The following is a 17576-nucleotide window of genomic DNA, read 5'->3' as shown; positions in this document are numbered from 1 at the left end:
GTCAGGGAAAAGCCTGCAGCACGGATGCAAAACGGCCTGGAACGGCATCGAGATCCTGATCCGATAGCCAGGGGCCAAGGGTCAGCCGCAGGCCCGACTGGCGTGCAGGTCCGGGAATTCCCATGGCTGTAAGCACAACACTGTCAGTACTGCTGCCACTGCTGCAGGCACTGCCGCTGCTACAGGCCACTCCCGCTGCTGCCAGCCGTCGTACCAGATCGCGTCCCGGCAGGGGCTGGCCATCGGCGGTGGTTGCTAGCAGCGCGATGTGATGAGGCAGACGCTGATCGACTTGAGGGCCGCAGAGCTGAAGCTGGGGCAGCTCGAGTAATCGTTCGAGCAGTTGATCCCGTTGACGACGGATCTGCGACGAGCAGCCCGGGGGGACGGGTTGACTGGCGGGGTCAAAGCTGGGGAGGTCCATCAGGGCTTCGGCCATGCCGCTGACCAAAACAACGGGTTCGGTGCCAGAGCGCAGGCCGTGTTCCTGACCTCCACCGCCCTGGAGCGGTGAAAGTTCCACACCCGGGGCTCGAATCAGCAGCCCCACGCCCCTGGGGCCACGGAACTTGTGAGCCGAGAGGGTCAGCAGATCCACTCCGAGACTCTCGAAAGGGAAGCAACCCTGGGGCACAAGCTGGGTGGCATCGCTGTGGATGACGATGCCGCGCTCGCGGCAGGCCTTTGCAATCCTGCTCACTGGTTGCAACGCACCAACCTCGCCCTGGGCTGCGATCAGGGAAACCAGCCGGGTTGGAGCAGACAACAGCCCTTCGAGCTGGTCGAGCCGCACAACGCCCTGGCCATCAACAGGCCATTCAGCGATGCTCCAGCCCAGCGCTTCGAGTTGGTGGGCCGCAGCGACCACCGCCGGATGCTCCACCGCAGAGATCACCAACCGGCCCGGGACAAGACCATTGGCACTGCCGAGCAGGGCGAGGTGAACGGATTCCGTCGCTCCTGAAGTGACGATCAACTGATCAGGACTGACAGCAAAACGTTCGGCAATGAGCCAACGGGCTCGCTCGAGAGCTTCCGCAGCTGCCAACCCGGCCTCATGGAGGCTGCTGGGATTCGCCCAGGCTGTCTGCTGGAGCTGCTGCATCACTGTGATCACCGCCGGCAGCGGCGGTGTCGTGGCAGCTGCATCCAGATAGATCTCAAGGTGTTCCACGCTCGAACCGTGCCTTGGTGCGCTGCTCCAGGGACTCACTGGCGAGATTGAGCATCGAGTCGAGGGACGTGCTGCTGAGGAAGGCCTGCACCTTTTGCTGCGCCTCATCGCGGAGGCAGCGGCCGGGGCGCTGACATTCGTCAGCGCAATCCTTGGAGCAATCGAAGTCGGCTGCGGCCGTCTGCGCAGGTGGAGCAGAAGGGGCTTCACTGATCGACGCCGTCAATGGACCTGCAGGCACCAGATCGGGCGTCAGTACCCCGTCAAACACCGCTTCGGCAGGTCCTGTCATCAGCACGGAACCGGTGCGATCGCGCCATTCGATCATCAGCGGTCCACCGAGCAGCAGCACCTCGGCGCAGTCATCGGCGAGGCCCAGCAACACTGCCGCCACCAGAGTGGCGCAGGCACCGGTACCGCAGGCCAGGGTCGGTCCTGCACCCCGTTCCCAGACCCGAATCTCCAGCCGCTCACGGCTGTGCACCTGGAGGAAATGAACGTTGGTCTTGGCCGGGAAGGCCGGATGCACTTCCAGAGCAGCTCCCCAGGCATCAAAGGGAATGCTGGCGAGGTCGTCGACGGGCACCACCACATGGGGATTGCCCATGCCAACGGCCGCCACCTTCAGCTGCTCGCCCTCCAGAAGCAGCACCCCCTGCGGCAGACCCTCTTCGGGCATCAGGGTTGTGGGGATGCCTTCGGAAGTGAGGAAGGGCGGCCCCATGTCCACCCGCAACTGGCCATCGGCCATCAGTTCAGGGCGGATAATTCCCGCCAGGGTTTCGATGTCCCAACGTCGCCCAGGCGCATCACCGTCAGTGTCGGCGAGGTAGCGGGCCAGGCAGCGAATGCCGTTGCCACACATTTCGGCCTCACTGCCATCGGCATTGAGAATCCGCATCCGCAGTTCTCCCTCCGCCTGTGGGGGAAGCGCCAGGATCAGGCCATCGCCGCCCACGCCGAAGCGCCGATCACAGATGCGCCGCACCCAGGTGGGATCCGGATTGCTGATGGCATCAGGCAGTTGTCCCTGCCGCCCTTCAACGATCAGGAAATCGTTGCCAAGTCCCTGATATTTGCTGAACTGCAACATGCGTGGCCGGTATTCCTCCCGAATCCTATGGAGACATCTCCTCTAGATCCAAGCCTTCCGGGGGTTCGGTTGCTGCAGAGCTGGATCCGTGAACAGCTGCCCCTCAGCATTGCGGTGGTGGGAGAACCATCGAGGGGCGTCTGATCTGGCAGGACCCTGAATTTCTGGCCATCGAACGTGCGGGCAGCAGCCGGCCCGTGTTGATCAACCGTCGTCAGATCAGCGTGATCCGCTCCCTCGGCTAAACACCAGGCATGTGGCACGATCGCAACCTTGCCGAGCGCTGGTTCCGTGAACGCTGCCAACCCTGCCGTCGACACCAGTGCCCAGACCGGTCGTTATGACCCCGCTGCGCTGGAGCAGCGCTGGCAGGAGAGCTGGAAGGCAGATGGAGTGGACAGCACCGAAGAAAGCAGTGAGAAGCCGGGCTTCTTTGCCCTGTCGATGTTCCCGTACCCCTCGGGCAGCCTGCACATGGGCCATGTGCGCAACTACGTGATCACCGATGTGATCGCCCGGGTTCAACGGATGCGGGGCCATGCCGTGCTGCATCCGATGGGCTGGGATGCCTTCGGACTTCCCGCGGAAAACGCGGCGATCGAACGCAATGTGGACCCTGGCGAGTGGACCGACCGCAACATCGATCAGATGCGGGCGCAGCTGGACCGGCTTGGCTTGTCGATCGACTGGAGCCGCGAGCAGGCGACCTGTCACAGCGACTACTACCGATGGACCCAGTGGCTTTTTCTTGAACTTCTCGAAGGGGGGCTGGCCTATCGCAAGAACGCCACCGTCAACTGGGATCCCATTGATCAGACCGTGCTGGCCAATGAGCAGGTGGATGGTGACGGCCGCTCCTGGCGCTCCGGAGCCCTGGTGGAACAACGCCAGCTGAACCAATGGTTCCTGCGCATCACCGACTACGCCGAGCCGCTGCTCAACGACCTGGATGCCCTCAAGGGCTGGCCGGAACGGGTGCGCACCATGCAGGCCAACTGGATCGGCCGCTCCGAAGGCGCGGAGATCAGCTTCACCGTTGAAGGGGAGCAGGATCAGACCATCACTGTGTTCACCACCCGCCCCGACACCCTCGCTGGGGCGAGCTATGTGGTGCTGGCTCCGGAAAACGAGTTGGTGGACAGCCTCACCAGCACGGAACATAAGGGGACGGTGGAGGCCTTCCGCAAGGAGGTGGCTCGTCTCAGCACGATCGAACGCACCAGTGATGACCGGCCCAAACGGGGGGTGCCCATCGGCAGTCACGTGATCAACCCTCTGACAGGGGCAGTGCTGCCGGTGTGGATCGCCGATTACGTGCTGGCCGAGTACGGCACCGGCGCCGTAATGGGAGTGCCGGCCCACGACCAGCGGGACATTGCCTTTGCCCAGTCGAATGATCTGCCGATCCAGCAGGTGATCGATGCCGAAGGAGCTGCTGAAGCCATCGCGGCCGGTCAGGCCTGGACGGATGCCGGAACACTGATCAACTCCGGCACCTTCGATGGCACCGCTTCCATCGAGGCCAAGGGCGCCATCATCGGCCACGGCGCCGAGCAGGGTTGGGCCCGCAGCAAGGTCACCTATCGCCTGCGCGATTGGCTGATCTCGCGCCAGCGCTACTGGGGCTGCCCAATTCCTGTCATCCACTGCGATGACTGCGGTGCTGTACCTGTGCCGCGCGAAGAGCTGCCGGTGGAACTGCCCCGGGGCATTGATCTCTCCGGCAAGGGTGGTTCGCCCCTGAGCCAGCAGAGCGACTGGGTCAACGTGACCTGTCCGACCTGCGGCAAGCCGGCCAAGCGGGAAACCGACACCATGGACACCTTCATGTGTTCCTCCTGGTATTTCCTGCGGTTCGCAGATCCCTACAACACCGAGAAACCCTTCAGCAAGGAAGCGGTGAACCGCTGGTTGCCGGTGAAGCAGTACGTGGGCGGCATTGAACACGCGATCCTGCACCTGCTTTATGCACGCTTCTTCACCAAGGCACTGAAGGATCGAGGCCTGATAGACATCAACGAACCGTTTGAACGACTCCTCACCCAGGGCATGGTGCAGGCCATCACCTACCGCAATGCGACGACCGGCAAGTACATCGCTCCAGCGGATGTGGCAGATCCGGATGATCCTCGCGACCCCAACACCGGCGACAAGCTCGAGGTGTTGTTCGAGAAGATGTCGAAGTCGAAGTACAACGGCGTCGACCCCGCGGCGGTGATTGATCGCTACGGCGCAGACACGGCCCGGATGTTCATCCTGTTCAAGGCACCGCCGGAGAAGGATCTGGAGTGGGATGATGCCGATGTGGAAGGCCAGTTCCGCTTCCTGCAACGGCTCTGGCGCCTTGTTGAGGCGGGTGCTGCCCGCATCGACTCACTCGAGCCGCAACAACGGCCGGCCGATTTGAGCGATACCGACAGTTGCGTACGCCGGGCGCTGCACCTGGCCATCGAAGCCGTCAGTGAAGATCTCAGTGACGAGATTCAGCTGAACACGGCGATCTCCGAGTTAATGAAGCTCTCTAATGCCATCAGCTCCACGGGCATCGATGCCCTCAGTGTTCCTGTGCTTCAGGAGGCTCTTTCGGGGCTGATTCGACTGCTGGCTCCGTTCGCGCCGCATCTGGCAGAAGAGTTCTGGAGCCGTCTGGGGGGAAGCGGCAGCGTGCACCGTCAAAGCTGGCCGGTGCTGGATCCAACGGCTTTGTTGCAAGACAGCGTTGAAGTGGTGATCCAGGTGAAGGGCAAGGTGCGGGGCAAACTGCAGGTTCCGGCCTCCGCCGGCAAGGAGGAGCTGGAACGGCTGGCTCTGGCCAGTGACGTCGCCAAAAAGTGGTTGGAGGGCGCCGCCCCCCGGCGGGTGATTGTTGTCCCTGGAAAACTGGTGAACCTGGTGCCCTGAGCCAGGGAAGATCAGCCTTTGCTGAAGCGCATCGAGGCGGGCTGGCTCCAGTCGCCCTGGGCACTAAAACCACGCTGGTTGCCGGTGAGATGACGCAGGATCCAGAAGATGGATTCGTCGGTGCCATCCGCGAGGGCCAGGCGAATCTCATCGGCGGAACGGGCCACACCGTCAGCCAGGATCGCCTCCACACGGCCTTGCAGGTCGAGAATCGCCGCCGCTGCCTTCTTGCCGGCTTCAACGCCGGGCTGGTGGTAGGCGTTGATGTTCACAAGTTCGCCGTAGAGACCGACGGCGCGCTCGAACAGAGCAATCAAGGCACCGAGACGGCGTGCATCAAAGCAGCGCATGCTGATCGTCATGCTCTGGCGCCCACCCTCGGTGAGGGCTGAGCGGGTGCCCTGCAGGAAACCATCGAGGAAGTCGCCGGGGCATTCCCCGTCAATCGTGGGGATATCGCTCACGTCCTCGAGCACCTCGATGAACGTGGCGAAGAAGTTGTCGACACCATCGCGCAGTTGCTGAACATAGGCGTGCTGGTCGGTGGAGCCTTTGTTGCCGTAAACAGCGATGCCCTGGTGAACGACCTCACCGTTGCGATCCAGGCGCTTGCCCAGGGATTCCATTACCAGCTGCTGGAGGTAGCGGCTGAACACCTCCAGGCGATCGCGGTAGGGCAGAACAACCATGTCGCGCTGACCGCGACCGCCACCGGCCACATACCAGGAGGCGGCCATCAGGGCCGCTGGATTGCGACGCAGATCCGCTGCGCGGGTGGCGGCATCCATCTGAGATGCGCCGGTGAGAAAGTCGCGGATGTCGCAACCGATCAGGGCACCGGGCAGCAGACCAACGGCACTGGTGATGCTGGTGCGGCCCCCAACCCAATCGAACATGTCAAAGCGCTTGAGCCAGCCCTCGGCCTGAGCCTGCTGATCCAGCTTGCTGTCGAGCATCGTCACGGCAACGGCCTGGCCGGCCCACTGGCCACCAGCGGCCTCGAGGCGATGGCGAGCCTGCTCCAATCCGAGGTGGGGTTCAGGGGTGCCCCCCGACTTGCTCACCGTCACCACCAGGGTGCGGTCAAGACGACCCTTCAACCCGGCCAGGACGTTGCTCATCCCGTCGGGGTCGACGTTGTCGAAGAAATGAAACGGGAGACCCTCGTCTGGGTTCTGCAGGGCCTTGATCATCAAGGCGGGACCCAGACCACTACCGCCGATGCCGATCCAGAGCACATCGCTGAAGCTTTCGCCGTTGGGCGCCTTGATCGTTCCGTTGATCACATCGCGCCCGAAGGCCGCGATCAGATCGATTTCCCTGGAGATGTGCTGTTGCAGCTCTGAGGAGGGGGCGAGTTCGGGGGTGCGCAGCCAGTAGTGACCAACCTGACGCTGCTCATCCGGATTGGCGATCGCACCGGCTTCCAGCTCCTGCATCGCAGCGAAAGCCTTGTCCATCCGCGGCCGCAGCTGCTGCAGGTCAGCGGCGTTCACGTGCATCCGGCTGATGTCGAGCCAAACGCCGAGATCGTCGTGATACCAGCTGAGATCGCAGAAGCGCTGCCACTGGATATGAGCGTCGGAGGCGTTGAAATCCGGGAAGCTCATGCCGGGCGGACGATGCAGACCTGCCGAACGTATCCAGAATCTGCCGGGATGCCCACGCAAAAGGACACCCCGGCTAGTTTCATGTCACATTCCGCTAACCCGATTTCCAGCCCCCATGGCTGAGCCACTGCGATTGACCACTGGGCTGCTGGCGATGGCAGCGAGCCTTTTCCTGGTCGGTCAGTGGTCACAGCCAGTCGCTGAGCTTGAGGATCAGTTGCCTGTGGTGGTGGAAAACAGGCTCGAGCCGACCGACTTCACACCGCAAGAACTGAAGTTGCTCCAAAGGCGCTTCGGGGTTCACGGCCCGCAGACGCAGCTGGCCCAGTTGTTAACAAGCAGCGTCGATCAGCTCAAACCGCTGCGCTCATCAACCTTGAATCGCCTGCGGAAGCTGAAACCGGTGATCCTGCGCGAAGCAGCGGCGCATCAGGTGAATCCGATGTTGATCACGGCCGTTCTCTTCGACGAGATCCAGCACTCCAAGCCGGGGGAGAGCCTCCCCTTCATCGCCCACTCCGGCCTGGTGAAGACCCATGGCCTCGCACAGCTCGGCATTGCTGAGCTCATTCATCAGAAGCGACTTTCCGAGAACCCAACGCCGGAAGAAATCACCTGGGCCCGCAATCAACTGCTGGACCCCAATACGAACATCACTCTGCTGGCGGCGAAGTTCCAACGTCTGAAGTTGGCTCTTGGCATGCCAGACAACTTAATCCTGCAAGCAAGTCGCTCGTATCTCGATGCCAAGGCGATAGCCACCCTCACGTATCTGCACAACGGAAAATTGGATTACCCAGCGCGGGTGCTGGGCTACATGCAGGACCCTGAACTGCACGGGTTGATTTACGGCGGTCATCAACCGAATCCAGACATCACTGTTTGAAACTCCACGGAGCGGACTGGTTTGTTACGCAGAGGCCGATCCAATCCCTCGTCCCCCTGACCCCTCAGATGAGGGATAAAAGCCTCACCCAAAATCCCCCGATAGGGGGATTTTGATATTTAATGGTTGTTGTTTCATCGATCCAATACACAAATCGATGAAACAACTCCTGACACCGATTGCGTTTGGTCTGCTGTTCCCAACCGCAGTATTGGCTCAGGTGGATGGCGAGGTGGCTGCCCAGTGCGAGGACGCCAGGGATTTCTATGGCTGCATCAGAGCCTTCACCGCTCCTCCCCAATCCAGCGCTGATCTCGGCCCTCTGGGTGGAGCCATGGGTCAGATGGCTGCAGATCTGATCTGGGCCCAAGTTTCCGCAGCTCGCCTGCCAAAGACCCACCAGGCGTGATTCCGGCGGGTCTTGTGGAGGGAATCCTGCGCGGCGTTCTTCGCTGAACCGACGCAGGTTGCATTCACTTATGGCAGCTCGCCCGGAACCGATCGGAGCGGCTGGTGGCGGCGTGTTTGGTTTTGCGGCCACTCACCCGCTTGCGCCAGAGCTTGAACGACGACGCTTTCATCTGTTGCCGCATCACAGCAATCACCTGCGGCTCGGAGAGTCCGAATTGAAATTCGATCGCTTCGAAGGGAGTGCGGTCTTCCCAGGCCATTTCAATGATCCGATCGAGATCTTCGCTGGGGAGCGGTGTCAACGACGCACTGAACAGGATGCCGAACGCTAACCACGCCTCAGCTCACGCAGAGGTCCCCGAGGGCAGCGAGTCGCGTCTGCAGTTTCGACCAGTCAAAACTGCGCGGATCACCGCGTTCTCCGCCCAGATCCACATGACGATGGGTGGTGATCGCCGCCGGCGGCAGATTGAAAGAGCGGATCCAACCAGACAACACCAGGGCCAACGCGTCGTATTGCTGGGTGGTGTAGCCCGAATGAGAGCCATAGGCATTCGCCCCTGACAGCGGGGTTTCCAGGCTCAGGTGCAAGGCAAAGTTGTTAACGGAGCCCTTGAGCTTCTTGTTGGTGATCGCCCACTCCCCCAGAAAGGCGGAGTAACCAGCGCCGTAGGCACGACTTAATGGGTCCACCAGATCAACAACGCGCCCGTCCTGGCCCACCAACGTGTGATAGCTCACTTGATCTTCATCCCGCAGGTGGGGCGTCATGAAGGTGTTCAAGGCGGAGCTCAGCGAATAGACGGTTTCATGCAGCACCACCACCCGCGGCATGGCATCAATCACACGGCCATAGGCATCCTTCTCGTAGCGCTCACCAAAATTGGTGGGATCGATCTTCACGAAGGCCCGCCAGGAACTCGAGCGGGCTTCGAGCTGGTTCAAACGTGACCGCAAAGCGGTGTCCACACCCGAGCACTGGCGGGCCAGTGGCGACCGCCAGGAGCGCGACTTCGGTGGCAAAGGCAACGATGAGGAGGGGTTGTCCTCCCGTTGGCGACCGCGTTCCATCACCACAGGGGACAACTCCTCTTGATCCATCAACATCCAGCCGGTCAGTCCAAGAGCCAACGCCCCCGCTGCAGCAACGCTGATCGCGAGCGGCCGATGCTCATTAACGCGGTTCAAAACACCGCTCCAGCAACGGCTTAAACGATCTCGAACCATCGATCCCGTAACTGCCGTTGTTCTGTTGTGCACCCAGGATCCCAATCCAAAACCCAATGGTCCACACCGGTGTCGGGGAAAAGCGGGGTCTCCTTGAGCAGGCTGCGTCGTGAATAGGTGACGCGTACACACTTCTGCTTCTCAAGCAGAACTGATAGGTCACTGCTGCGACGCACCCGGTAGCCGTTGATCGCCAACAGCTCATCGCCCACCACAAGCCCAGCCCCTTGGCCGGGACTGTCCCGCCGCACCCTCTGAATCAAAGCGGCACCCTCAACATCCTTCAGAGTGAGTCCGTGGTCGGGATACTTGAGCGGAACAGGGTTCATGCGCAGCCCCAGAGCCTCCACGCAATCAAGGAGGGGAAGAGCCACGGGCTGGTCCAACCATTGACCCAGATCCGTCGCAAGATCGGCATCCCATCGAGCCAGGGCGGCCTTGATGTCATCACGGCTGTAGCCACGGGCCTGACGGCCGGGGCCCTGCCACAACTCCCGCAGGATCGCGGCCATGGAGTGGCCGCACTGCCGCAGGCGAACATCCAAGCAGAACGCCACCGCAGCACCGAGGCGGTAGTAGCTGATCTGGCTATCCCGCGAGGCTGGCGTCGCCTTATAGAGCTTGATCCACGCCTCACGGGCACTGGCCGCCAGCGACTGGATCGAACAGCCGGGTGACATCAGCACGCTGGACAGCTCTTCCCCCAGATCCTTGATCAGAGTCGGCCGATCAGAACATCCCGCCAGCAGGGGCAGGCTGAGGTCAAAGTAGCTGGTGATTCCCTCGGCAAACCAGAGGCCTTCGGTGATCACCGCCTGCCCGTAGTCGTAGGGCCGCAGCTCAACAGGGCGCAGCCGCCGAACATTCCACTGATGCAGGTATTCATGGCCGATCAACTGCAACAGCTGCCGGTAGCCCTTGGGCTTGGCAAGTGCCGACCAACTGAACTGCAACACAGCACTGTGATCGTGTTCAAGGCCGCCATAGCCCTGATCGAGCAGTTGCAAAACCAGCTGGTAGCGATCTCCCGCCGGAGGTGGCGTTCCAAGCAAGCGACAGGTGGCGCTGCACACCTTCTCGATGTCGCTGATGAAGCTCGGCGGCCAACCCATCGGCGGCGTGCCGATTAAAAGCAGCTCATGGTTCTTGCCCTCCACCGTGAAGGGTTCCGCCTGAAAGGGTCCCGCATGCAGCGGGCTGTCCACAAGAGCATCGAAATCAGCAGCGACCCAGCCCTCAGCACTGGCCTCCAGCGGCAGATGCACACTCCAGTGCTGTGGGGCCGTCACGACAACGCGGTGCGTTGACCAGCGGCAGCCGTCGATCTCCATTGCCACTGCGGCAAGGCAGAGCGAGGCGAAATCGGGATCCAGCAAGCCGGTGCGGACAGTCAGATCCCGGGCCTCAAGCTGATAGTTGAGCGTGAGCGGGCTCAGATCCGGCAGATCGCAGAGCCATTGGTGCGTCGCCATGCGACGCACCGGAAGCTCCTCACCATTGGCATGCAGCTTCAGGCTGTGCAGGTGCTGGGCGTGATCACGCACCGTGTAAGACCCCGGCGTCCACACCGGCAGTTGGAAGGTCTGGCGATGGGTCTGCGGTGTCCACTGGATGGACACCGAGATGGTCTGGGTTTGGGGATGGCTCAGATCGAGCCGGATATGAACCGGTTCGAGCACGTCAGTGGGTCTGCACAATCAGTTCGACGGAACCCATGTCACCGAGGCGCACCTGGTCGATGGCATGGAGCAGGGCGTAGCGGCGGGTCAGTCGCTGCAAGCGCTGTTCAAGCCCCGGCTGGCGGCTGATTCGCTGGATGTCGCCATGCATCACGATCGCTCCATTCTCTCGCTGGGTCCAGCCCAGGGGCATGGCTGAGCCCTGAAACGCGAGCACATCAACAGCGTGGGAGTCGTCCGCGAATCCCTGCAATTCGGTCGTTCGCTCCACCGTGAAGCCCTCATCACAAAGGGCCTGAACCAGACGCTCGAGGTCGGTGAAGACAGTCGGCAGGATGGAGAGATGGGACATGGACCGAACCCCGCTTTGACTGACCCTAGCCACGACAATCGAGCTGACCAGGCCCCGCTTCAGCTGGGGGTGATGGCATCCGGAAACGGCAGCAACTTCGAGGCCCTGGCCCAGGCGATTCAGGCGGGGGACCTCAACGCGAGGATCCAGCGGCTGGTGGTGAATAATCCTGGCTGTGGCGCCCAGCAGCGTGCGGAGCGTCTCGGCATTCCCGTATCGGTGCTCGACCATCGCCTGATCAAGGACCGGCGCGAGCTGGACGGCGAATTGGTGCGCCTGTTTCGTGCCGACCAGGTGGAACTGGTGGTGATGGCGGGGTGGATGCGGATCGTCACCGAAGTGTTGATCAGCGGCTATTCCGATCGCCTGATCAATATCCATCCCTCACTGCTGCCCAGCTTCCGTGGCCTGGACGCCATCGGGCAGGCTCTCAAGGCCGGGGTGAAGCTCACCGGCTGCACGGTGCACATCGTCACAGAAGAGCTGGATGCCGGCCCGATCCTGGCCCAGGCCGCCGTCCCCGTCCTCGAAGGGGATGACCACGCCAGGCTCGCCAAACGCATTCAGGAGCAGGAACATCTGCTCCTTCCCAGGGCACTGGCTGGCCTGCAGCCAACCTGGCGTCAGGGATAGAACGACTGCAACGGCAGCCCCGTCTCCGGAGCAAGACCCGCCATCAGGTTGAGGCACTGCACGCCCTGCCCGGCCTGACCCTTGATCAGGTTGTCGATGGCACTCATCAACACCAGCTGGCCCGTGCGGTTGTCCACCTGAACAGACAGCAGAGCACGGTTCGTGTGGCGCGCCCACTTGGTGGCGGGGTAGGTGCCCACCGGCAGGACTTCAACGCAGGGGTGGTGGCGGTAGATCGCATCCAGAACCGTGGTGCAATCCTCCGCGGTGAGACCGGGGTCGCGCAAGCGGGCATAGACCGTAGAGAGCAGACCACGCACCATCGGCACCAGGTGAGGCGTGAACTGAAGCCGCACCTCCTGGCCAGCCACCTCCATTGCCATCTGCTCAATTTCAGAGGTGTGGCGATGGCCGATGACGCCGTAGGGCGCGATGGATTCCGAGGCCTCGGCCAGCAGCATCGCCTCCTTCGGCACCCGACCCCCCCCGGAGGTGCCGGTCTTGGCGTCAATGATGATGCCGCTCGTCTCAATCAGACCCTGCTTAAGGAACGGCAGCAGAGGCAGCAGGCTGGCGGTGGGGAAGCAACCGGGAGCTGCGACAAGCTTCGCGTCAGCGATGGCGGGGCCGCTCCATTCCGGCAGGCCGTAGACGGAACTGCTGCAGAGCTCGGCGTCCTGACGGTTGAGGGAGCCGGCCTCCCTGGCATAGACCTGCAGCCACTGCTCCAGAGAGCGGTAGCGGAAGTCGGCGGAGAGATCCACCACCCGCACACCCCGCTCCAACAGTTGTGGTGCCAACAGACAGGCCAGTCCGTTGGGGAGGCTCAGTACAGCGAAATCGGAGCAGGCCGCAATCCGATCTGGATCCGCCGATTCCACCGTTGGGTCGTCCGGCAGGGGAAGGAAGGAACAGACGGAGCTCCAGCGTTGACCAGCACTGCGTTCACCACCCAGAAAGCTGACGGAAAGCCCCGGGTGGCTCTGAAGCAGACGGATGGTCTGCAGGCCGCCGTAGCCGGAGGCGCCGATCACAGCAACCCGTCCGCCCTTCACCGTTGCCATCGCTTCAACCGCCGACGTTGTCTTGCCTGCCATTGAACCAACCAGCCAACGATCGATCGTACAGAGATCAATAATGAAGGCATCTCCCGACGACCAGGCTCCTGAATCCCAGTTCCCTTGACCCCACGAACGAACCCATTGCGTTCGATGCGATCAGCGACGCCCTTGCGGCGATCCGCAATGGGGAGTGCGTTGTCGTGGTGGACGACGAACAACGGGAGAACGAGGGTGATCTGATCTGCGCGGCCCAGTTCGCCACCCCTGAAGCGATCAACTTCATGGCCACCGAGGCACGGGGCCTGATCTGTCTGGCCATGGAGGGGCAGCGGCTGGACGAACTGGATCTGCCGCTGATGGTGGACCGCAACACCGATGCCAATGAAACGGCCTTCACCGTGAGCATCGATGCCGGCATCGAACATGGGGTGACCACCGGCATCTCCGCCGAAGACCGCGCCGCCACGATTCAGGTAGCCCTCAACCCAGCCACACGGCCAGCGGAACTTCGCCGGCCCGGGCATATTTTTCCTCTGCGCGCCCGCCCCGGCGGCGTGCTCAAACGCGCCGGTCACACCGAAGCCGCCGTGGATCTAGCTCAGCTGGCGGGCCTCAGCCCCTCCGGAGTGATCTGTGAAATCCAGAACAGCGATGGCTCCATGGCTCGTTTGCCGGAGCTGCGCAGCTATGCCGATCGCTGGGGGCTGAAGCTGATCAGCATTGCTGACCTGATCCGCTACCGGCTGGAGAACGAGCGCTTCGTCTGCCGCATGGCTCAGGCCCAATTGCCCAGCCGCTTCGGCAGCTTTCAGGCAGTGGGATACCGCAACGAACTGGATGGCTCCGAACACGTCGCTCTGATCAAGGGCGAGCCCAATGCCCTGAGCGAACCCGTGCTGGTGCGCATGCATTCCGAATGCCTCACTGGTGATGCCTTCGGCTCACTACGCTGCGACTGCCGGCCCCAGCTGGAGGCGGCCCTGCGCCAGATCGAGTGGGAAGGCGAGGGTGTTGTCGTCTACCTGCGCCAGGAAGGTCGAGGCATCGGCCTGATCAATAAATTGAAGGCCTACAGCCTCCAGGAAGCGGGGCTCGACACCGTTGAAGCCAATGAGCGGCTCGGCTTCCCGGCTGATCTGCGCAACTACGGCGTTGGCGCGCAGATCCTCTCCGACCTCGGCATCCACCGGCTGCGGCTGCTCACCAACAACCCTCGCAAGATCGCCGGCCTCGGCGGCTATGGCCTGCAAGTGGAGGAACGGGTGCCGCTGGTGATGGACCCCGGCGCTCACAACGCTGACTATCTGGCGGCCAAGCGAGAGAAGCTCGGGCACTTGTTCGAATCCGAGAGTCCCTGCGTGGTGCTGGCTCTGGCGGTGAACGTGGGCCCGGAAAGCTGGCCCACCATTCGCCAGGAAGTGGAAGCCATCGCCCAACGCCAGGGCTTCAGCCTCGAGGCCCTGCATGAACCACGCCTTTTAGCGCTCTGGGATCGACCGCAATTTGTGTGGAAATTGATTCCCGACGGTGCTGATGCAGCCCCGCTGCTCAAGAGCCTGGCGGTCTTGGCAGCGACCGAACGTGTGGGGCTGATGCGCGTTCCTACCGAGCGGATGGCTCTGCACCCGCCCCAGACCCTCGAACGGGTGGAGCATCAACTCAATGAGTTGATCAACTTGGGCAGTGACGAACTGCTGGAAAACGGCCCGTCACTGCTGCACTGGACACGGGCCTGATCAGCCTTCCTGGATCGTCACTTTGTTGATCTTGGAACCGTTGGCGAGCTTCAGCACCACATCCATGTTGCCGGTGTGACCGAACACGGTGTGCACGCCATCAAGGTGGGGCTGGCCTTCATGGCAGATGTAGAACTGCGAGCCACCGGTGTTGCGACCGGCATGGGCCATGGCCAGGGTGCCGGCCTGGTGCTTCTGCTGATTGATCTCGCAATCGATCTGATAACCGGGGCCTCCAGTACCAGCCATGCCGCGGGCGCCCTCACGACTGTTAGGGCATCCCCCCTGGGCCATGAAGCCGGGGATGACGCGGTGAAAGGCAAGACCGTCATAAAAGCCGTCCTTGGCCAGCTTCACGAAGTTGGCGACTGTGTTCGGTGCATCGGCTTCGAACAGCTCGAGCTCGATCAGGCCTGCTTCAGTGTCCATCAAGGCCTTGGTCATGGTGGCGCGAGCAAAACTGGAGTGTAATGAGACGCTGACCATGCCCGACCTCTCCAAATCTCGCGTCGGTGTGATCGGCGGCAGTGGCCTCTATTCGATCCCCGGCTTGCGCCAAGTGGAGGAACGCACGGTCGATACCCCTTTCGGGGCAACGTCCGATCAATTGCGACTGGGAGAGCTCGAGGGGGTCGAGACCGTCTTCCTGGCACGCCACGGCCGCCATCACCATCTGCTCCCCAGTGAAGTGCCCTACCGAGCCAACATCTGGGCCATGCGTTCACTGGGGGTGCGCTGGCTGATCTCGCTCTCGGCGGTGGGATCACTGCAGAGGCATCTGCAGCCGCGCGACATGGTCGTGCCCGATCAGTTCATTGACCGCACCCGTGATCGACCCGCCAGTTTCTTCGGCAACGGCTGCGTCGCCCACGTCAGTCTTGCGGACCCCTTCTGCCCCCAGTTGAGTGCCCTACTAGCCGATGCCGCCGAGCAAGGCTTACCGGAGGGTCGACAGCTGCACCGCGGTGGCACTTATCTCTGCATGGAGGGACCCGCCTTCTCCACCCGGGCGGAGAGCAAGCTTTATCGCTCCTGGGGCTGTTCGGTGATCGGGATGACCAATCACACCGAAGCCCGCCTGGCCCGAGAGGCCGAACTGGCCTATGCCTCCCTAAGCATGGTCACCGACTTCGATTGCTGGCACGAAGACCATGACGCCGTCTCTGTGGAGATGGTGATCGGCAACCTCCAGGCCAATGCCTCGGCCACCGAACCGATCCTGACTGGGTTGATGCAGCGGTTCAAGCACGAGCTCCCCGCCTCTCCAGCCCATACAGCCCTCGCCAATGCCCTGATCACGCCCAAGGATCAGGTGCCAGCGCACACCCGCTCCAACCTCGATCTGTTCACCGCCCCCTACTGGGGAACGTTCAATCAGGCCTCCGCCAGTTGAGCGCCGCAGGCCTCCAGGGCTGGACGCAGCTGTTGGTCGTGCTGCAGCAGCAGAGCTTCGGCCTGATCCACCGACAACGAAGCAGCGGCCATCAGTAAGGCGAGTTTCACCGATCCGCCGGCGTCCTCCAGCAGCGTCAGCCCCCGCTTCCGCTCCACGCCAGCCAGATCACGCAGAATCCGCAATGAGCGGTCTACCAGCTTGCTGTTGCTGGCGGCCACATCCACCATCCGATTGCCATAGACCTTGCCCAACTTCACCATCACGGCTGTGGAGAGGGTGTTCAACGCCAGTTTTGTGGCGGTTCCAGCCTTCATCCGGGTGGATCCCGTCAGCAACTCAGGGCCCGTGAGGAGGCGGATGTCAATGTCGCAGGGCAGAGGGGCTTGCTCCGCCGGAACGCAGGCCATGGCGATGGCAAGGGCGCCGATATTTGTCGCGAACGCCAGTCCACCGCGCACGTAAGGGGTGGTACCGCCGGCAGCGATGCCCACCAAGCAGTCCTTGGCGCAGAAGCCCCGCTCCTCCAGATCAGCGCGACCGGCGGCCTCAATGTCCTCAAGCCCTTCAGAACTGAGAAGCAGCGCTGCGGAGCCACCGGCGAGAACGCCTTGTACCTGCTGGGGATCACTGCAGAAGGTGGGCGGACATTCCGCGGCGTCCAACACCCCAAGCCGTCCAGAGGTGCCAGCACCGAGATAGAAAAGGCGGCCACCGGCACGGAGACGCTCGGCAACAGCATCAACCGCCTGGGCCAGGGCTGGGGCCACCGCGGCGACTGCTTCCTGGGGGCGACGATCCTCGTCTGCAAACAACTCCACCAGCGCCAGTGTGTCGAGTTGATCCAGCCGTGAACTGCGCTGGTTGTTCTGCTCGGTGAGCAGATGGCCGCGGTCGCTGGAGGGTTGCAGATCGGGGTCAAACACGGCCATGGCTCAGAGCAGACCTTCCAGGCGCCGCCGCAGCTCATCCAGTTCAGGATTCGATTCTGATTCGGTCTCCAGTCCCTGGCGCGCCGGCTCCACAGCCTGCTGCCCAGCCATCGCGTCGTCGGAACCAGCGTCGTCTTGCCAATTGCTCACATCGCGGTTGCTCTGAGGCGGTGCCATAAACAGACGCTCCTCGTCGTTGCTCGGCACAAAACCCGACTCGATCAAGCGAGCCTCATAGCCGGCCTCACGGCAGAAGAGATCAACGTCTTCTCGGTCGAGGGCCTCCACCGTGGGAACAGGAAAATCCTGGGCTTCCAGAAGACCGGCATAACGCTCGGCATCGTCGGGGTTCTCAAACAACAGAACCACCGTCCGTCCGGCGATTTCAAGCGAGTGGATGCCTTCGCTTTCCGTACCGGCATCAAAGAGCAGGACGTGGACGCGCATCGGGAAAAATCGTCAGATCAACCGGTCCGGAGTCTCACCCA

Annotated in this window: 17 protein-coding genes; 6 read left to right on the top strand and 11 right to left on the bottom strand. The window is 62.4% G+C overall.

Annotation, left to right across the window (positions count from 1 at the left end; translation table 11 throughout):
* Nucleotide 1 precedes the first annotated feature (1 nt).
* Nucleotides 2-1174: an aminotransferase class V-fold PLP-dependent enzyme gene (locus tag FZX09_RS02715; RefSeq protein ID WP_226399744.1), complete on the bottom strand. Its 1173-nt coding sequence runs from the start codon at nt 1172-1174 to the stop codon at nt 2-4.
* Nucleotides 1161-2267 (bottom strand): diaminopimelate epimerase, encoded by a 1107-nt coding sequence (gene dapF, locus FZX09_RS02710; RefSeq protein ID WP_226399742.1) that lies wholly within the window; start codon nt 2265-2267, stop codon nt 1161-1163. Before dapF ends, FZX09_RS02715 begins: the two co-directional genes overlap by 14 nt.
* Nucleotides 2268-2558: 291 nt before the next feature.
* Between dapF and leuS the strand changes: the two genes are divergently transcribed.
* A complete protein-coding gene (gene leuS / locus FZX09_RS02700; protein WP_226399741.1) occupies nt 2559-5168 on the top strand; it encodes a leucine--tRNA ligase in 2610 nt (869 codons plus the stop codon).
* Between the two features lie 11 nt (nt 5169-5179).
* Here leuS and FZX09_RS02695 read toward each other — a convergent pair whose 3' ends face one another.
* Nucleotides 5180-6778, bottom strand: coding sequence for a glucose-6-phosphate isomerase (locus FZX09_RS02695; RefSeq protein ID WP_226399740.1), 1599 nt, complete (start codon nt 6776-6778; stop codon nt 5180-5182).
* A 115-nt stretch (nt 6779-6893) separates the two neighbouring features.
* On the opposite strand from FZX09_RS02695, the gene FZX09_RS02690 reads away from it, so the two are divergent.
* Both FZX09_RS02690 and FZX09_RS02685 read left to right on the top strand, forming a co-directional pair.
* Complete coding sequence (locus tag FZX09_RS02690) at nt 6894-7664, top strand: helicase DnaB (protein WP_226399739.1); 771 nt, start codon at nt 6894-6896, stop codon at nt 7662-7664.
* 157 nt (nt 7665-7821) lie between these two features.
* Nucleotides 7822-8073 carry a hypothetical protein gene (locus FZX09_RS02685; RefSeq protein ID WP_226399738.1) on the top strand — a complete coding sequence of 84 codons (252 nt, stop codon included), beginning with the start codon at nt 7822-7824 and terminating at the stop codon, nt 8071-8073.
* A 64-nt stretch (nt 8074-8137) separates the two neighbouring features.
* Here the strand turns inward: FZX09_RS02685 and FZX09_RS02680 are convergent, their stop codons facing one another.
* The 4 genes from FZX09_RS02680 to FZX09_RS02665 are packed head-to-tail and all read right to left on the bottom strand — an operon-like array spanning nt 8138 to nt 11333.
* A complete protein-coding gene (locus FZX09_RS02680; RefSeq protein ID WP_226399737.1) occupies nt 8138-8377 on the bottom strand; it encodes a TIGR03643 family protein in 240 nt (79 codons plus the stop codon).
* Nucleotides 8378-8414: 37 nt separating this feature from the next.
* On the bottom strand, nt 8415-9302 hold the full coding sequence (locus FZX09_RS02675) for an N-acetylmuramoyl-L-alanine amidase (RefSeq protein WP_226399736.1): 888 nt from the start codon (nt 9300-9302) through the stop codon (nt 8415-8417).
* Entirely contained in the window at nt 9284-10981 is a 1698-nt protein-coding gene (locus FZX09_RS02670; protein ID WP_226399735.1) for a PDZ domain-containing protein, read from the bottom strand. The genes FZX09_RS02675 and FZX09_RS02670 overlap by 19 nt, the downstream gene beginning before the upstream one ends.
* Nucleotide 10982: 1 nt before the next feature.
* A complete protein-coding gene (locus tag FZX09_RS02665) occupies nt 10983-11333 on the bottom strand; it encodes a DUF1257 domain-containing protein (protein ID WP_226399734.1) in 351 nt (116 codons plus the stop codon).
* Nucleotides 11334-11405: 72 nt separating this feature from the next.
* Here FZX09_RS02665 and purN point away from each other — a divergent pair, with 72 nt between their 5' ends.
* Nucleotides 11406-11966, top strand: a complete 561-nt coding sequence (gene purN / locus FZX09_RS02660) for a phosphoribosylglycinamide formyltransferase (protein WP_226399733.1) — start codon at nt 11406-11408, stop codon at nt 11964-11966.
* Here purN and argC read toward each other — a convergent pair.
* Nucleotides 11957-13030 carry an N-acetyl-gamma-glutamyl-phosphate reductase gene (gene argC, locus FZX09_RS02655; protein WP_226400343.1) on the bottom strand — a complete coding sequence of 358 codons (1074 nt, stop codon included), beginning with the start codon at nt 13028-13030 and terminating at the stop codon, nt 11957-11959. The genes purN and argC overlap by 10 nt on opposite strands.
* A gap of 137 nt (nt 13031-13167) precedes the next feature.
* On the opposite strand from argC, the gene ribBA reads away from it, so the two are divergent.
* Nucleotides 13168-14763, top strand: coding sequence for a bifunctional 3,4-dihydroxy-2-butanone-4-phosphate synthase/GTP cyclohydrolase II (ribBA, locus tag FZX09_RS02650; protein ID WP_226400342.1), 1596 nt, complete (start codon nt 13168-13170; stop codon nt 14761-14763).
* Here ribBA and FZX09_RS02645 read toward each other — a convergent pair whose 3' ends face one another.
* Nucleotides 14764-15207, bottom strand: coding sequence for a peptidylprolyl isomerase (locus FZX09_RS02645; protein WP_226399732.1), 444 nt, complete (start codon nt 15205-15207; stop codon nt 14764-14766). It abuts the gene before it with no gap.
* Nucleotides 15208-15247: 40 nt separating this feature from the next.
* Here FZX09_RS02645 and mtnP point away from each other — a divergent pair, with 40 nt between their 5' ends.
* Nucleotides 15248-16156: an S-methyl-5'-thioadenosine phosphorylase gene (gene mtnP / locus FZX09_RS02640; RefSeq protein WP_226399730.1), complete on the top strand. Its 909-nt coding sequence runs from the start codon at nt 15248-15250 to the stop codon at nt 16154-16156.
* On the opposite strand, the gene murQ is transcribed toward mtnP, so the two are convergent.
* Nucleotides 16138-17088, bottom strand: coding sequence for an N-acetylmuramic acid 6-phosphate etherase (murQ, locus tag FZX09_RS02635; RefSeq protein WP_226399728.1), 951 nt, complete (start codon nt 17086-17088; stop codon nt 16138-16140). The genes mtnP and murQ overlap by 19 nt on opposite strands.
* 3 nt (nt 17089-17091) lie before the next feature.
* The gene (locus tag FZX09_RS02630) at nt 17092-17535 is read right to left on the bottom strand and encodes a DUF3110 domain-containing protein (RefSeq protein ID WP_226399726.1); all 444 of its coding nucleotides are present in this window, start codon (nt 17533-17535) and stop codon (nt 17092-17094) included.
* Nucleotides 17536-17576: the final 41 nt, after the last annotated feature.

The sequence above is a fragment of the Synechococcus sp. MU1643 genome (assembly GCF_020514095.1).
Classification (GTDB): Bacteria; Cyanobacteriota; Cyanobacteriia; order PCC-6307; family Cyanobiaceae; genus Parasynechococcus.
This window is presented reverse-complemented; position numbering and strand designations above follow the sequence as displayed.

What these genes read in the sequence shown, in the direction of transcription:
- dapF (WP_226399742.1), bottom strand. Translation starts at nt 2,267, where the DNA reads ATGTTGCAGTTCAGCAAATATCAGGGACTTGGCAACGATTTCCTGATC.
- FZX09_RS02695 (WP_226399740.1), bottom strand. Translation starts at nt 6,778, where the DNA reads ATGAGCTTCCCGGATTTCAACGCCTCCGACGCTCATATCCAGTGGCAG.
- FZX09_RS02690 (WP_226399739.1), top strand. Translation starts at nt 6,894, where the DNA reads ATGGCTGAGCCACTGCGATTGACCACTGGGCTGCTGGCGATGGCAGCG.
- FZX09_RS02685 (WP_226399738.1), top strand. Translation starts at nt 7,822, where the DNA reads ATGAAACAACTCCTGACACCGATTGCGTTTGGTCTGCTGTTCCCAACC.
- FZX09_RS02675 (WP_226399736.1), bottom strand. Translation starts at nt 9,302, where the DNA reads ATGGTTCGAGATCGTTTAAGCCGTTGCTGGAGCGGTGTTTTGAACCGC.
- FZX09_RS02665 (WP_226399734.1), bottom strand. Translation starts at nt 11,333, where the DNA reads ATGTCCCATCTCTCCATCCTGCCGACTGTCTTCACCGACCTCGAGCGT.
- purN (WP_226399733.1), top strand. Translation starts at nt 11,406, where the DNA reads ATGGCATCCGGAAACGGCAGCAACTTCGAGGCCCTGGCCCAGGCGATT.
- argC (WP_226400343.1), bottom strand. Translation starts at nt 13,030, where the DNA reads ATGGCAACGGTGAAGGGCGGACGGGTTGCTGTGATCGGCGCCTCCGGC.
- FZX09_RS02645 (WP_226399732.1), bottom strand. Translation starts at nt 15,207, where the DNA reads ATGACCAAGGCCTTGATGGACACTGAAGCAGGCCTGATCGAGCTCGAG.
- mtnP (WP_226399730.1), top strand. Translation starts at nt 15,248, where the DNA reads ATGCCCGACCTCTCCAAATCTCGCGTCGGTGTGATCGGCGGCAGTGGC.
- murQ (WP_226399728.1), bottom strand. Translation starts at nt 17,088, where the DNA reads ATGGCCGTGTTTGACCCCGATCTGCAACCCTCCAGCGACCGCGGCCAT.
- FZX09_RS02630 (WP_226399726.1), bottom strand. Translation starts at nt 17,535, where the DNA reads ATGCGCGTCCACGTCCTGCTCTTTGATGCCGGTACGGAAAGCGAAGGC.